This window comes from Pseudomonas sp. FP2254 (genome assembly GCF_030687695.1).
Taxonomy (GTDB): Bacteria; Pseudomonadota; Gammaproteobacteria; order Pseudomonadales; family Pseudomonadaceae; genus Aquipseudomonas; species Aquipseudomonas quebecensis.
This window is the reverse complement of sequence record NZ_CP117444.1, coordinates 1,710,196-1,725,904: the sequence shown is the minus strand read 5'-3', so window position 1 is coordinate 1,725,904 and position 15,709 is coordinate 1,710,196. Positions and strand designations below refer to the sequence as shown.

Sequence of the window (15,709 nt, the reverse complement as noted above, 5' to 3'; positions counted from 1 at the left end):
ATCCCAGACAACACAAAATCCCAGCCGCAAAAAAGCCCCGAACCAGTCGGGGCTTTTTCATTCAGCGCAGAGGCTTAGCGCGGAAACGCCGGCGGGTTGACCCCGGCCATGTCTTCCATCACGCGAACCACCTGGCAGCTGTAGCCGAACTCGTTGTCGTACCACACGTACAGCACAACGCGGTTGTCCTGGGTAATGGTCGCTTCCGCATCCACCACACCGGCGTGGCGCGAGCCGACGAAGTCGGTGGACACCACTTCCTGCGAATTGACGAAGTCGATCTGCTTGTGCAGGTCGGAGTGCAGCGCCATGTAGCGCAGGTACTCGTTCATCTCTTCGCGGGTAGCGGCTTTCTCAAGGTTCAGGTTGAGAATTGCCATCGACACGTTAGGCGTCGGAACACGGATCGCGTTGCCGGTCAGCTTGCCGGCCAATTCAGGCAGGGCTTTGGCAGCGGCAGTGGCGGCACCGGTCTCGGTGATCACCATGTTCAGCGCGGCGCTGCGGCCACGGCGGTCGCCTTTGTGGAAGTTGTCGATCAGGTTCTGGTCGTTGGTGTACGAGTGAACGGTTTCGACGTGGCCATTGACGATGCCGAACTTGTCGTTCACGGCCTTGAGCACCGGCACGATGGCGTTGGTGGTGCAGGACGCGGCCGACACGATTTTGTCGTCAGCGGTGATGTCAGCGTGGTTGATGCCATGCACGATGTTCTTGAGCTTGCCCTTGCCAGGCGCGGTCAGGACAACGCGGGCGATGCCCGGGCACTGCAAGTGCTGGCCCAGGCCCTCGGCATCACGCCATACGCCGGTGTTGTCCACCAGCAGGGCGTCCTGGATGCCGTACTGGGTGTAGTCCACCTCGGTCGGGTTCTTGGCGTAGATCACCTGGATCAGGTTACCGTTGGCCGTGATGGTGTTGTTTTCTTCGTCGATGGTGATGGTGCCGTTGAACGAACCATGTACCGAATCGCGACGCAGCAGGCTGGCGCGCTTGGTCAGGTCATTCTCGGCGCCTTTGCGCACGACGATGGCACGCAGGCGCAGGCCGTCGCCGCCACCGGTTTTTTCGATCAGGATGCGTGCCAGCAGGCGGCCGATACGACCAAAGCCGTACAGCACCACGTCGGTGCCCTTGCGGGCCGCGGCGCTCTGCTGGCCGACCACATCGGCCATTTCTTCACGCACGAACTGCTCGGCGCTGCGGCCGTTGGCTTCATTGCGGAATTTGTAGGCCAGTTTGCCCAGGTCTACCGATGCCGCGCCGAGCTTGAGCTCGCTCATGGCCTTGAGCAGGGGGAATGTTTCGTGGACGGAGAGTTCGCTGTCGTCGGCGGAGCGATGGCGAGCAAAGCGGTGCGCCTTGAGAATCGCGATGACTGACTGGTTGATCAGGCTGCGGCCATAGATCGAGCTGACCACATTGTTATTGCGGTACAGCTGACCGATGAGCGGGATCATCGCTTCTGCGAGTGCTTCACGGTCGATCCATTCACCAAGACACTGGTCGGGCTTCTGAGTCACGGGAACCTTCCACATGTAGGGGCTGAAAAAAGGGGCTACATTATGTCGCCCGACTGCCCGTTGAGCAATGCGCCGACACCAACAAAAAGCCCTTGCAAAAAACTACCACCACGCTACAGGCCAGGAAACACGCGGGTTCCAGAAGGCCACCATTGAGACGGTTGCGCCGACTTGTCCGTAACCCTCCGAAACATACGTGCTTTTCGGCACTACATATTGAGTCAAAACCCTGCATTGTTTGTCTTAGCCACTACATTTCCTACAAACCGTAATAGGCACAGTCAGCAACTGACAGGCGGCACCTGGGGCCGTTACAATTACCGACTTTGTCGCAACGCTTGGAGCTCAACCTTCCGTGCCCGTTCTGCGTCTACCGCAACTCCCTGCCGCGGCAGGTAAACAGCACTGGGGCAACCTGCCCGGTGCCGCCCTGAGCCTGGCCATCGCCGAGGCTGCCAGCGCAGCCAAGCGCTTTACCCTGCTGCTTACCGCCGACAGCCAAAGCGCCGAACGGCTGGAGCAGGAGCTGAGCTTCTTCGCCCCCGATTTGCCGGTGCTGCATTTTCCCGACTGGGAAACCCTGCCCTACGATCTGTTCTCGCCGCACCAGGACATCATCTCCCAACGCATCGCCAGCCTGTACCGCCTGCCGGAACTGGCCCACGGCGTGCTGGTGGTGCCGATCACCACGGCGTTGCACCGCCTGGCACCGACCAGGTTCCTGTTGGGCAGCAGCCTGGTGCTGGATGTGGGCCAGAAGCTTGACGTGGAGCAGATGCGCACGCGCCTGGAAGCCAGCGGCTATCGCTGTGTGGACACGGTGTACGAGCACGGCGAGTTCGCGGTACGCGGCGCGCTGATCGACCTGTTTCCGATGGGCAGCAAGTTGCCTTATCGCATCGATCTGTTCGACGACGAAATCGAAACCCTGCGCACCTTCGACCCGGAAAACCAGCGCTCCATCGACAAGGTCGAATCGATCAAGCTGCTGCCGGCGCGGGAATTCCCGTTGCAAAAAGACGCAGTGACCCGCTTCAAGGCGCGTTTTCGTGAGCGCTTCGACGTCGACTTCCGCCGCTGCCCGATCTTCCAGGACCTGAGCAGCGGGATTACACCCGCCGGTATCGAGTACTACCTGCCGCTGTTTTTCGACGAAACCTCCACCCTGTTCGATTACCTGCCCCAGGACACGCAAGTGTTCTCGCTGCCGGGCATCGAACAGGCGGCGGAAAACTTCTGGAACGACGTGCGCAACCGTTATGAGGAGCGCCGCGTCGATCCCTCGCGTCCTTTATTGCCGCCCGCCGAATTATTCCTGCCGGTGGAAGACTGCTTCGCGCGCCTGAAAAACTGGCCGCGTGTGGTGGCCAGTCAGCAGGATGTGGACGCCGGTGGCGGTCGCGAACGCTTCCCCGCGCAAGCACTGCCCGACCTCGCGATCCAGGCCAAGGCCACTCAGCCGCTGGAAGCGCTGTCCACATTCCTTGGCGACTTCCCGGGCCGCGTGCTGTTTACCGCCGAATCCGCCGGGCGCCGCGAAGTGCTGCTGGAGCTGCTCGAACGCCTGAAACTGCGACCTAAAACCGTCGACAGTTGGCCAGACTTTGTCGCGGGCAAGGATCGCCTGGCGATCACCATCGCACCGCTCGACGAAGGCCTGCTGTTGAATGACCCGGCCCTGGCACTGATTGCCGAGAGCCCGCTGTTCGGCCAGCGCGTGATGCAGCGTCGGCGTCGTGAAAAACGCGCCGACGCCAACAATGACGCGGTGATCAAGAACCTCACCGAACTGCGCGAAGGCGCGCCGGTGGTGCATATCGACCACGGTGTGGGCCGCTATCTGGGCCTGCAGACCCTGGAGATCGACAACCAGGCCGCCGAATTCCTCACGATGGAATATGCCGAAGGTGCCAAGCTTTACGTGCCGGTGGCCAACCTGCACCTGATCGCGCGCTATACCGGCAGCGACGACGCCTTGGCGCCGTTGCACCGGTTGGGCTCCGAGACCTGGCAGAAAGCCAAGCGCAAGGCCGCCGAACAAGTGCGCGATGTCGCGGCCGAGCTGCTGGACATCTACGCCCGCCGCGCCGCGCGTGAAGGTTATGCCTTCGCCGATCCGAAGGCCGACTACGCGACCTTCAGCGCCGGTTTCGCCTTTGAAGAAACCCCGGACCAGCAAACCACCATCGAAGCGGTGCGCGCCGATATGCTCGCGCCCAAACCGATGGATCGCCTGGTCTGCGGCGACGTCGGCTTCGGCAAGACCGAAGTGGCCATGCGCGCCGCCTTCATCGCAGTGCACGGCGGCAAACAGGTGGCAATCCTGGTGCCCACCACCCTGCTCGCTCAGCAGCACTACAACAGTTTCCGCGACCGCTTTGCCGATTGGCCGGTGACCGTGGAAGTGATGAGCCGTTTCAAGTCCGCCAAGGAAGTGAACGCGGCCGTTGCCGACCTGGCCGAAGGCAAGATCGATATCGTGATCGGCACCCACAAGCTGCTGTCGGACGATGTGAAGATCAAGAACCTGGGGCTGGTGATCATCGACGAAGAACACCGCTTTGGTGTTCGGCAAAAGGAACAACTCAAGGCTTTGCGCAGCGAAGTCGACATCCTCACCCTGACTGCCACGCCGATTCCGCGCACGTTGAACATGGCGGTGTCGGGCATGCGCGACCTGTCCATCATCGCCACCCCACCGGCGCGGCGCCTGTCGGTGCGCACTTTCGTGATGGAACAGAATAAAAGCACGGTCAAGGAAGCGCTGCTGCGGGAATTGCTGCGCGGCGGGCAGGTGTATTACCTGCACAACGACGTCAAGACCATCGAGAAATGCGCCGCCGATCTCGCCGAACTGGTGCCCGAGGCGCGGATCGCCATCGGCCACGGGCAGATGCGCGAGCGCGAGCTCGAACAGGTGATGAGCGACTTCTATCACAAGCGCTTCAATGTGCTGATCGCCTCGACCATCATCGAGACCGGCATCGACGTGCCGAGCGCCAACACCATCATCATCGAGCGCGCCGACAAATTCGGCCTGGCGCAACTGCATCAGTTGCGCGGCCGGGTCGGACGCAGCCATCACCAGGCTTACGCCTACCTGCTCACGCCGCCGCGCCAGCAGATTACCGGCGACGCGGAAAAACGCCTGGAAGCCATCGCCAACACCCAGGACCTGGGCGCCGGCTTTGTGCTGGCCACCAACGACCTGGAAATCCGCGGTGCCGGCGAACTGCTGGGCGACGGCCAGAGCGGGCAAATCCAGGCTGTAGGCTTCACGTTGTATATGGAAATGCTTGAGCGCGCGGTGAAAGCCATTCGCAAGGGCGAGCAGCCGAACCTTGACCAGCCTTTGGGCGGCGGTCCGGAAATCAACCTGCGCTTGCCGGCGTTGATTCCCGAAGACTACCTGCCGGACGTGCACGCGCGGTTGATCCTGTACAAGCGCATCGCCTCGGCCACCGACGAAGAGGGCCTCAAGGACCTGCAAGTGGAGATGATCGACCGCTTCGGCCTGCTGCCGGAACCGACCAAGAACCTGGTGCGCCTGACCCTGCTCAAACTGCAGGCCGAGCAGCTGGGCATCAAGAAGGTCGACGCCGGGCCGCAGGGCGGGCGGATCGAGTTCGAAGCGCAGACGCCGGTAGACCCACTGGTGCTGATCAAGCTGATCCAGGGCCAGCCCAACCGCTATAAATTCGAAGGGGCTACGCTGTTCAAGTTCATGGTGCCGATGGAACGCGCCGAAGAACGCTTCAATACCCTGGAGGCGCTGTTTGAGCGCCTCATTCCGACACCTGTTTGAAGGACGCCCCAATGCGCCTGTTCCGCATTCTGAGCCTGTTGTTAGTGGTATTCGCGCCCGCGGCGTTCGCCGACAGCCCGTACCAGGTAGAAATGATCCTGGTGCGCCAGAATGCGGAGCCGGTAATCCACAGCCGCGCCGCGCCGGAAAACTGGGATGCCGGCGCCTCGCGCTTGGGCACTGACACCATGAGCCCGCCGCGCCTGAACAACATTGTCGACAAACTGAACGCCGATAACAGCTTCACCGTGCTGGCGCACAAGGCCTGGGAGCAGAACCTCGGCGAACAGCCGGTAAAAATCGCCGTCACCGATGGCCAGGAGCAGTTCGGTCAATTCCCCATCCAGGGCGTGCTGAACCTGCAACTGGGGCGCTTCACCGATATCGATGCGGATTTCTGGATCAACCAGTTCGACAGCAACGGCAGCGTCGTCGCCAGCGAGCACTTGTCGCAGAAGGACGTGCGCACCAAGAACAACCAGCTCAACTACCTTGACGGCGGCCATCTGGCACTGCTGATCAAGATCACTTCACTGACCGCCAAACCACCCAGCGCGCCGCCGCCCGAGCTGCAGGACTGATCCAGCGCCATGCCCCCGACGTCGTCGCTTACCAAACCCCTGGCCCCTTCGTGGGCCAATCGCTTTAAAGAGCAAAGCCTGGAGCGTGGCCGGCGTTACGCGCTGGAAAACCGCGTACGCATCGTCGAGGCCGGCGACAGCACCATTATTGCCAGTTGCGAAGGCTCGGGCGGCAACGTGTACCGTCAGACCATTTCGCTGCGCGAGTCGGCCAAAGGCGCGCTGCTTTTGGTGGACAGCCGCTGCACCTGCCCGGTGCACAGCAACTGCAAACACATCGCGGCGGTACTGCTCAAGGTACAGGAAACCCTGGCCTACCCCGCCGCCGCCCAGGACGCCGAACTGCTGGAAAAACTCCAGGCCGTACTGGATAACCGCGTCGTACTGCCGCAAGTGCCGATGGACGACGTCCAACCGGTGCCGCGCCTGTGGCTGGCCAGCGCCGAGTTCAGCGCGTTCGAACCGCGCAACGGCAAGATGCAGCGTTATATCCAGCACCGCGCGGCGTTATCCTTCAACTACCTGGGCAACTATGTCAGCGGACAGAAAAACGCCGACATCATTGTGCGCCAGGACACCCAGAGCCTGCGGATCAAGCGCCACCCCGAGGTGGAACAGGCCTACCGCGAACAGCTGCGCCTGCTGGGTTTCAAGATCGCCACACGCCAGAGCAAAGCCTTGCCGGAAAGCGCCGGCGAACTGTTCGAGATGGTCAATGACAGCGCCTGGCTGAACTTCACCCTCAACGCCGCGCCGACCCTGCGCGCCGACGGCTGGGAACTGCAGATTGACGACGACTTCGGTTTCGACCTCAGCGCGGTGGACGACTGGTATGCCACCGTCGATGAAGGTCCCGAACGGGATTGGTTCGACCTTGAGCTGGGGATTATCGTCAATGGCGAGAGGCTGAGCCTGCTGCCGATCCTGCTGAACCTGATGCGCTCCCACACCGAGCTCCTCAACCCGGAGAAAATCGCTCGGCGCCGTGATGACGAGCTGGTCCTGGTGAATATCCCCGGCCTGCCCAATGGCGGGCATGGCCCGCTGCAAGTGGCACTGCCCTACGGCCGCCTGAAACCGGTACTGGCTACCCTCGGTGAGTTTTACCTGCAGGAGCCCGGCACCACCGCGCTGCGCCTGGCCAAGGCCGATGCGATTCGCCTCAACCCGCTGGAAGACCTGCCTTTGCAATGGGAAGGCGGCGAGAAGATTCGCAACTTTGCCCAGCGCCTGCGGGACATCAAGGACTTCACCTGTGTGGCGCCCGAAGGCCTGAACGCGACCTTGCGGCCTTATCAGCTGGAAGGTTTGAGCTGGATGCAGTCGCTGCGCCAGTTGGAGGTGGGCGGCATTCTTGCGGACGACATGGGCCTGGGTAAAACCCTGCAGACCCTGGCGCATATCCTCAGTGAAAAAGCCGCCGGACGCCTGGACCGGCCTTGCATGGTGGTCATGCCCACCAGCCTGATCCCCAACTGGTTGGACGAAGCGGCGCACTTCACCCCGCAACTCAAGGTGCTGGCGCTGTACGGCGCCACGCGTAAAAAACACTTCGCCAGCCTGCAGGACTACGATCTGCTGCTGACCACTTATGCGCTGCTGCCCAAGGACATCGAGCACCTGGCCGCCCTGCCCTTGCATGTGCTGATCCTCGATGAAGCCCAGTACATCAAAAACCCTTCCAGCAAGGCTGCCCAGGCCGCGCGGGAGCTGAATGCCCGGCAGCGTCTGTGCCTGAGCGGCACACCGCTGGAAAACCACCTGGGCGAACTATGGTCACTGTTCCACTTTCTGCTGCCGGGTTGGCTGGGCGACGTCAAAAGCTTCAACCGCGACTACCGCGTTCCCATCGAAAAACGCGCCAGCGAGGTACGACTGCAGCACCTTAACGGTCGGATCAAACCCTTCCTGCTGCGCCGCACCAAGGAGCAGGTGGCCACTGAGCTGCCGCCCAAGACCGAGATCATTCACTGGGTCGACCTCAACGAGGCCCAGCGCGACGTGTACGAAACCATGCGCCTGGCCATGGATAAGAAAGTCCGCGATGAAATCACCCGCAAAGGCGTGGCGCGCAGCCAGATCATCATCCTTGAAGCACTGTTGAAGCTACGCCAGGTGTGCTGTGACCTGCGCCTGATCAACGATGCGACCCTGCCCACTCGCGGCAGCAGCTCGGGCAAGCTCGACAGCCTGATGGAAATGCTCGAAGAACTGTTTGAGGAAGGCCGCCGGATCCTGTTGTTTTCCCAGTTCACCTCGATGCTGAGCCTGATCGAAGTGGAGCTGAAAAAACGCGGTGTCGCTTACGCGCTGTTGACGGGCCAGACTCGCGACCGACGCACACCCGTGAAGGATTTCCAGAGCGGCAAGTTGCAGATTTTTCTGATCAGCCTGAAGGCCGGCGGTGTGGGTCTGAACCTGACCGAGGCCGATACAGTGATTCACTATGACCCGTGGTGGAACCCGGCCACGGAAAACCAGGCGACCGACCGTGCTTATCGCATCGGCCAGGAAAAACCGGTCTTCGTGTACAAAATGATCGCGCGCGGCACCGTGGAAGAGAAAATCCAGCACCTGCAGAAGGAAAAATCCGACCTGGCGGCGGGGGTGCTGGATGGACGGACCACGGGAGATTGGCAGTTGGGCAACGAGGATATCGAGGCGTTGTTTGCGCCGTTGCCCAATAAGCAGGAAAAGCGCTAGATCAGCTGTGCATCCCGCAAAGCGCCAAGTGCGGTGAGCCAGCGCGGATCCTGTTTGTAGTCAGTCGAAGCAATCGCCTGCCCACGCATACGCGCGATGCGGGCCGATGGCGTGACCTTCATCCGCTGCGCCGCACTCAGCGCCAACTCAGCCGCCGCACGATCGTTGCACACCAGCCCCATGTCACAACCGGCGGTCAGCGCCGCCTCGATCCGGCTGGCCGCATCGCCGACCACATGGGCACCGGCCATCGACAGGTCATCGCTGAAAATCACCCCATCGAACTGCAACTCGCCGCGCAGGATGTCCTGCAACCAGCGGCGTGAGAAACCGGCGGGCTGGGCGTCCACCTGCGGGTAGATAACATGCGCCGGCATCACTGCCGCCAACTGCTTGCTCAGGCGTGCGAAAGGCACCAGGTCATTCGCGCGAATCTGCTCCAGGCTGCGTTCGTCATTGGGAATTGCGACGTGGGAATCAGCCTCAGCCCAGCCGTGACCGGGAAAGTGTTTACCGGTGGCGGCCATGCCGGCGCTGTTCATGCCACGGATAAAGGCACCGGCGAGCACGGCGGCGCGCTCGGGGTTGCCCTCGAAGGAACGGGTGCCGACCACGGCGCTGCGCTGGTAGTCCAGGTCCAGTACCGGGGCGAAGCTCAGGTCGAGACCGACCGCCAGCACTTCAGTGGCCATGATCCAGCCGCACTGCTCGGCCAGGTACTCGGCGTTGGGGTTGTCCGCCAACGCGCGCATGGCCGGCAGGCGCACGAAGCCTTGGCGCAGGCGCTGCACGCGCCCGCCTTCCTGGTCGACCGCCAGCAGCAGGTCCGGGCGCACCGCCCGAATGGCCGCGCTCAACTCACGGACCTGGCGTGGATGCTCGATATTGCGCGCAAAAATGATCAAGCCGCCCACCTCCGGCTGGCGCAACAGGTGGCGATCCTCAGCCGTGAGCCAAGTACCGGCCACGTCGACCATCAAAGAACCTTGCAGGGCAACTGTCATAAACCTTCCTTAAATAACGCACACAACCCGTTGCGCTCACTCGGTGCAAGGCACGCGGTGAGCACAACGGGTTGCGAATAATCAGCAGACATGAACATGGCGGCTAGCTTAGCGGATGCCAGTGGCCGCGCACACCCAGGGAGATCAAACCTTGGCGGGGGTGGGCACGGTTTTGCTGCGTGGGCGCAGTTGCGCGGCGGCCATGGTCGGGTCGGTCACGCCGGTTTCAGCGCGCATGCCGGCGGCAAGGAACGGCACCATCAGGCGCATGACTTGCTCGATGGAGGTATTGACGCCGAAATCAGTCTCGGCAATTGCACGCAACGCCTTGATGCCGGACATGCTGAACGCCGCGGCCCCGAGCATGAAATGCACGCGCCAGAACAATTCGATCGGCGGAATACGCGGCGCGGCTTCGTTGACCAGCAACATATAGCGGCGAAAAACCTTACCGTACATATCTTCCAGGTACCGCCGCAGGTGGCCCTGGCTCTGGCTGAACGCCAGGCCGAGCAAGCGCATGAAGATCGACAAGTCATTGCCGCTGCGCGGTTGCACCACGAGCGCTTGCTCGACAAGAATTTCCAGCAGTTCTTCCAGGCTAGGCTTGTGATCGGCCTTGGCCTGGCGGCGCTCGAGCTCACGGTCGAGGCTGGCGCAGAAAGGCCCCAGGAAGCGCGAGAACACCGCCTGGATCAGGGCCTTTTTCGAGCCGAAATGGTAATTCACTGCCGCGAGGTTGACCCCGGCCTTGCTGGTAATCAGCCGCAATGAAGTTTCAGCAAATCCTTTTTCCGCGAACAATTGCTCGGCGGCATCGAGAATGCGTTCAACGGTTTCCGACTGGGCCATGGCTACTCCGCCTGACAAACACTTGTTTGAAACATACGTTTCAGGTTGTGTCTTGTCAAGCCTGGCAGGCCGTTTTCCGGCCGGGCAGTCATCGCTCCAAGCGCCATTTAATCACATCCGAACGGGTCTGTAGGTAGCGCTATCCAGCACTTGTAGGAAGGATGCATCACGACCGTCCAGCGGAGTGCTGAAAAAGGATGATTGCCAAGCGCAGTTCACTGTATATAATCCCAGTCACTGTATAAAAAGACAGAGCGATCAACATGCTAAAACTGACGCCACGCCAAGCTGAGATTCTGGCTTTTATCAAGCGCTGCCTCGATGACAACGGCTACCCGCCGACGCGAGCGGAAATTGCGCTGGAACTGGGGTTCAAGTCCCCCAACGCCGCCGAAGAACACCTCAAGGCCCTCGCACGCAAAGGCGCGATCGAGATGACCCCAGGTGCTTCGCGAGGCATTCGCATCCCAGGCTTCGAGGCCAAGGCCGACGAGTCGACATTGCCGATCATCGGGCGCGTCGCCGCCGGTGCGCCGATCCTGGCGCAGCAACACGTCGAAGAGTCCTGCAATATCAACCCGACCTTCTTCCATCCTCGCGCCGACTATTTGTTGCGAGTACATGGCATGAGCATGAAGGACGTCGGCATCTTCGACGGCGATCTACTGGCCGTGCACACCACCCGTGAGGCCCGCAATGGCCAGATCGTCGTGGCCCGTATCGGCGATGAAGTCACCGTCAAACGCTTCAAGCGCGAAGGCAGCAAGGTCTGGCTCCTGGCCGAGAACCCTGAGTTCGCCCCGATTGAAGTGAACCTGAAAGATCAGGACCTGGTGATCGAAGGCTTGAGCGTCGGCGTCATTCGCCGCTAGAGGAGGCACCATGCAGCTCGTACACACCCCACAACACACCCAACTGTCGCTGTTCGAGGCCTTCATGGCCCATCCCCTTGCGCCGATCCTCAAGGAAACGGTCGAGGCGCCCTGGAACGTCGAACCCGAGGCGTTCAGTGAGCTGTCGTTGCGCGGTGCTGCCGAGAGCTGCCTGAACCTGTTGGCGCCTATCCTGCGCAACTTGAGCGAAGAGCAGGACGCCCGCTGGCTGACCCTGATCGCCCCGCCCGCCAGCCTTACCCAGGCCTGGCTGCGGGAGGCCGGCCTCAACCGCGAACGTATCCTGTTGCTGCAACCGCGCGGCACACAAAGCGCTCAACAGCTGACGTGCGAGGCACTGCGCCTGGGCCGCAGCCACACCGTGGTCAGCTGGCTGAACCCATTGAGTGCCGCTTCCAGGCAACAACTGGTCAACGCCGCGCGCGTCGGCGATGCGCAGAGCCTGAATATTCGATTGGGATGAAGATTCCCCCACGCGGGCCATCCTCAGGAGGAGGCTCGTTGTGGTGGAGGGTGAAGGTAGGCGTGAAACGACGTGAGTGGTGAGCCTGCTTAATACCCCACCACAACACCATACGGCTTGAACAATCAGTGAAGTACTCGCGGTCCGTCTTCTTTCTCCGGCTCGCCTTCGGCCAGTCGCCCCGCCATCTGCACACCGACGCTCAACATGGCTTTTGCCACTTCCACATGCTGACCTTGCAGAAACACCTTGGCGTCCTCGGAAAAATCCAGAATAACCAGAGAGCCCTCGTCCTCAGCCCGGCGCAGTTCGATTCGGCCGTCAGGCAGTTCAACAATTTCCAGAAAGGACGTCGGCATAAAATCTGTTCTCCACGAAAGGCCGGGATTATATCAGTCATCCGCCCGGCCTCGCTGCGGATCTGAACAGGTTTCTTTACGGCTTGATGAACGGTGCTTTTTAAGTAAAAGCCGCTATTAACACTCGTTGAGCCCTTCACGAAAGCGCAGTGCCATCTTTTTCAGCGCTTGCCGCCAGCCTTCCAGCTCTTCCCGACTCAGGGGCTTGGGCTCCTCCTCTTCCAGCGCGACCGCTACGATCAGCGGTTGAGTGACGTCGCCTTTAGGTACATGGGGGACGCGGGGCGGCTGGAACATATCAGCATGGGCCTTGAGCAAACGCGCCACCCAGCTGTCGGGACTCTGAGCCATTTCTACCAGCTCGGCTAATTCGGGAATGGCCATGGACGCCAGCACTTCACTGTTCATGATCATTTCGGCACGCGGCGAACCCGCCTGGGGTAAGCGGTAGAACCCGGCGATTTCATGGCACAGCCCCAGCAAGGCGCCGTACAAGTGGAACAACGCCGCTTCTCGCCCCGCCTGGACCAGCGCGATGGCGTTCATCTCCTTCCCTTCCTCGGCACGACCGAGGGCTTCCAGGGACAAACCCGCGAAGTAAATTTTCTGATTGGTACGGGTATAGAGTTCGTGGGCCATAACGGCAATCTCCACAACGAATTAGGCGTGATGCTGGCTGAACAGTGTCACGGATCAGCCGAATCGACCGCAAGTGCAATAACCGCTGCTTGTGCAGGTCGGAACTCTACTTTCAGAAACCAAAAAAATCCAAATGTGGCAGGGGCTTGCCCCTCCCACACTGGATCTTCAGTGCATGCGAAAGATCAAGCGCCCTGGCGCTTGTCCTCGACCTTCCACTTGCCACCTTCGTAGAAGGCTTTCCAGCCGGTCGGCTTGCCATCCACTTCGGATTGCACGTACTGCTCCTTGGTCTTGCGGCTGTAGCGAATCACCGCTGGGCGACCGTCCGGGTCCTTCTTCGGTGCTTCACACAGGAAGTGGTACTTAGGATCGATCTCGTCCTTGTGCGGCACGATCTCCATCACCAACGGCGCGCGGGTCTCGCGGTTTTTCGGGAACTGACTGGCCGCCAGGAACAAGCCCGAGGCACCATCACGCAGGATGTAAGTGTCGTTGACCTTCTCGCACTTGAGCTCCGGCATTTTCACCGGGTCCATCTTCGGCGGCGCCGCGTCGCCGCTTTTCAGCAGTTTGCGGGTGTTTTTGCACGTCGGGTTGGTACAGCCGAAGAACTTGCCGAAACGGCCGGTCTTGAGCTGCATCTCACTGCCGCACTTGTCGCATTCCAGGCTCGGACCTTCGTAGCCCTTGATGCGGTAAGTGCCCTCTTCGATCTCGTAGCCGTTGCAATCCGGGTTGTTACCGCAGATATGCAGCTTGTGCTTCTCATCCAACAGGTAAGCATCCATCGCCGTGCTGCAGATTGGGCAGCGATGCTTGCCGCGCAGGACCAGCGATTCGGATTCACCTTCGTCGTCGGCGGCGATTTCATCGCCCGGCACCAGGTTGACCGTGGCCTTGCAGCGTTCTTTCGGCGGCAGGCTATAGCCCGAGCAGCCGAGGAACACACCCGTGGACGCCGTGCGAATCTGCATCGGACGACCGCATGTCTGGCATGGAATGTCCGTCATCACCGGCTGGTTGGCACGCATGCCGTTTTCAGGGCTCTCGGCCACTTCGAGTTTCTTCTTGAAGTCGCCGTAGAACTCGTCCAGCACGTTTTTCCAGTCGCGCTCGCCCTGCGCCACATCGTCCAGGTTCTCTTCCATGCCGGCGGTGAAGCCGTAGTCCATCAGGTTGGAGAAGCTCTCGGAGAGACGCTCGGTAACGATGTCACCCATCTTTTCCGAATAGAAACGACGGTTATGCAGCGCCACGTAGCCACGGTCCTGGATGGTGGAAATGATCGCCGCGTAGGTCGACGGACGACCGATGCCGCGTTTTTCCATCTCTTTGACCAGGCTGGCTTCCGAATAACGCGCCGGCGGCTTGGTGAAGTGCTGGGACGGGTCAAGCTTGATCAGCTTCAACGTGTCGCCCTGGGCCATGTCCGGCAGCACATCGTCGTCGCCAGGCTTGGCGATCTGCGGCATCACGCGGGTGTAACCGTCGAACTTGAGGATACGGCCCTTGGCGCGCAACTCGAAATCCCCGGCGCCCACGCTGACGGTGGTGGACAGGTATTGCGCCGGCAGCATCTGGCAAGCCAGGAACTGGCGCCAGATCAGCTCGTAGAGGCGCTCAGCGTCGCGTTCCATGCCACTGAGCTTGCTTGGCTCGGTGTTGGCGTCGGAAGGACGAATCGCTTCGTGAGCCTCCTGGGCGCCTTCCTTGCTGCTATAGACGTTAGGCTTTTCCGGCAGGTACTTCTTGCCGAACTCGCTTTCGATATAGGTACGCGCCATCGCCACCGCATCCTGCGACAGGTTGGTGGAGTCGGTACGCATATAAGTGATGTAACCGGCTTCGTACAGACGCTGGGCCATCATCATGGTTTTCTTCACACCGAAGCCCAGGCGGTTGCTCGCGGCCTGTTGCAGGGTGGAGGTGATGAACGGTGCCGACGGCTTGCTGCTGGTAGGTTTGTCTTCACGCTTGACGATGCTGTAGCTGGATGCCTTGAGCTTTTCCAGCGCGGCCATGGCCTGGGCTTCGTTCAGCGGCTTGAAGGCTTCGCCTTTCTCACGAGCCACTTCGAAGCGCACATTGGCGCCCTTGGCGGTGCCCAGGTCGGCGTGGACTTCCCAGTACTCTTCAGGGATGAATGCACGGATCTCGCGCTCACGTTCCACCACCAGCTTCACGGCTACAGACTGCACACGGCCGGCGGACAGGCCTCGGGCGATCTTGGCCCACAGCAGCGGCGAAACCATGTAACCCACTACGCGGTCAAGGAAACGCCGAGCCTGCTGGGCATTGACGCGGTCGATATCCAGCTCGCCGGGCTTGGAGAAAGCTTCCTGGATGGCTTTCTTGGTGATCTCGTTGAACACCACGCGCTTGTAGCGGCTGTCGTCACCGCCGATGGCTTCCCGCAGGTGCCAGGCAATGGCTTCCCCTTCGCGGTCCAAGTCTGTCGCGAGATAGATGGTGTCAGCATCCTTGGCGAGCCGACGCAGCTCTTCGATCACCTTTTCCTTGCCCGGAAGGATTTCGTACTTGGCCTTCCAGCCATGATCCGGATCGACGCCCATGCGCGAGACCAGCTGCTTGCGCGCTTTCTCCTTGGGGCTGAGTACCGGACCTTCGCCTGCGGCGGCCTTGCCGCGCTTGGCGGCAGGCTCCTTGCTGGCGCTAGCCGAACCGCTGGTGGGCAGGTCTCGGATATGGCCGATACTCGACTTCACCACGTACTCGTTGCCCAAGTACTTGTTGATGGTCTTGGCCTTAGCCGGGGATTCCACAATGACCAGCGATTTGCCCATGGATCGGAAAATTCCTGAATTCGAGAAGTGAAAGGCAGTTGGCGCCTGACGCGGCAACGCTATATATAGTGGCAACCGGG

At 61.0% G+C, this 15,709-nt stretch carries 11 protein-coding genes; 5 read left to right on the top strand and 6 right to left on the bottom strand.

The annotated features are described in order from the left end of the window. Positions 1-74: 74 nt before the first annotated feature. Positions 75-1,538: a glyceraldehyde-3-phosphate dehydrogenase gene (locus PSH94_RS07980; RefSeq protein ID WP_181078073.1), complete on the bottom strand. Its 1,464-nt coding sequence runs from the start codon at positions 1,536-1,538 to the stop codon at positions 75-77. A gap of 340 nt (positions 1,539-1,878) precedes the next feature. Between PSH94_RS07980 and mfd the strand changes: the two genes are divergently transcribed. From mfd to PSH94_RS07965, 3 genes are read left to right on the top strand one after another with little or no spacing between them, the layout of a single operon-like run. Then, the gene (gene mfd / locus PSH94_RS07975; protein ID WP_181078071.1) at positions 1,879-5,328 is read left to right on the top strand and encodes a transcription-repair coupling factor; all 3,450 of its coding nucleotides are present in this window, start codon (positions 1,879-1,881) and stop codon (positions 5,326-5,328) included. A gap of 11 nt (positions 5,329-5,339) precedes the next feature. Beyond that, on the top strand, positions 5,340-5,909 hold the full coding sequence (locus PSH94_RS07970; RefSeq protein WP_305437043.1) for a CsiV family protein: 570 nt from the start codon (positions 5,340-5,342) through the stop codon (positions 5,907-5,909). A 9-nt stretch (positions 5,910-5,918) separates the two neighbouring features. Then, positions 5,919-8,612 (top strand): DEAD/DEAH box helicase, encoded by a 2,694-nt coding sequence (locus PSH94_RS07965; protein ID WP_181078068.1) that lies wholly within the window; start codon positions 5,919-5,921, stop codon positions 8,610-8,612. Here the strand turns inward: PSH94_RS07965 and nagZ are convergent. Together nagZ and PSH94_RS07955 are read right to left on the bottom strand one after the other, a co-directional pair. Further along, positions 8,609-9,616: a beta-N-acetylhexosaminidase gene (gene nagZ / locus PSH94_RS07960; protein ID WP_305437042.1), complete on the bottom strand. Its 1,008-nt coding sequence runs from the start codon at positions 9,614-9,616 to the stop codon at positions 8,609-8,611. The two genes, PSH94_RS07965 and nagZ, sit on opposite strands and share 4 nt — an antisense overlap. Positions 9,617-9,760: 144 nt before the next feature. Further along, entirely contained in the window at positions 9,761-10,468 is a 708-nt protein-coding gene (locus tag PSH94_RS07955) for a TetR/AcrR family transcriptional regulator (RefSeq protein WP_181078064.1), read from the bottom strand. Between the two features lie 263 nt (positions 10,469-10,731). On the opposite strand from PSH94_RS07955, the gene lexA reads away from it, so the two are divergent. Both lexA and sulA read left to right on the top strand, forming a co-directional pair. Beyond that, entirely contained in the window at positions 10,732-11,340 is a 609-nt protein-coding gene (gene lexA, locus PSH94_RS07950) for a transcriptional repressor LexA (RefSeq protein WP_003172575.1), read from the top strand. A 10-nt stretch (positions 11,341-11,350) separates the two neighbouring features. Beyond that, on the top strand, positions 11,351-11,824 hold the full coding sequence (sulA, locus tag PSH94_RS07945; protein ID WP_181078063.1) for an SOS-induced cell division inhibitor SulA: 474 nt from the start codon (positions 11,351-11,353) through the stop codon (positions 11,822-11,824). 125 nt (positions 11,825-11,949) lie between these two features. On the opposite strand, the gene PSH94_RS07940 is transcribed toward sulA, so the two are convergent. From PSH94_RS07940 to topA, 3 genes are all read right to left on the bottom strand, one after another. Next, positions 11,950-12,183, bottom strand: coding sequence for a hypothetical protein (locus tag PSH94_RS07940; RefSeq protein ID WP_010212068.1), 234 nt, complete (start codon positions 12,181-12,183; stop codon positions 11,950-11,952). 117 nt (positions 12,184-12,300) lie between these two features. After that, entirely contained in the window at positions 12,301-12,822 is a 522-nt protein-coding gene (locus PSH94_RS07935; protein ID WP_181078061.1) for a DUF6586 family protein, read from the bottom strand. A 185-nt stretch (positions 12,823-13,007) separates the two neighbouring features. Continuing rightward, positions 13,008-15,629, bottom strand: a complete 2,622-nt coding sequence (gene topA, locus PSH94_RS07930) for a type I DNA topoisomerase (protein ID WP_253511294.1) — start codon at positions 15,627-15,629, stop codon at positions 13,008-13,010. Between the last annotated feature and the right edge of the window lie 80 nt (positions 15,630-15,709).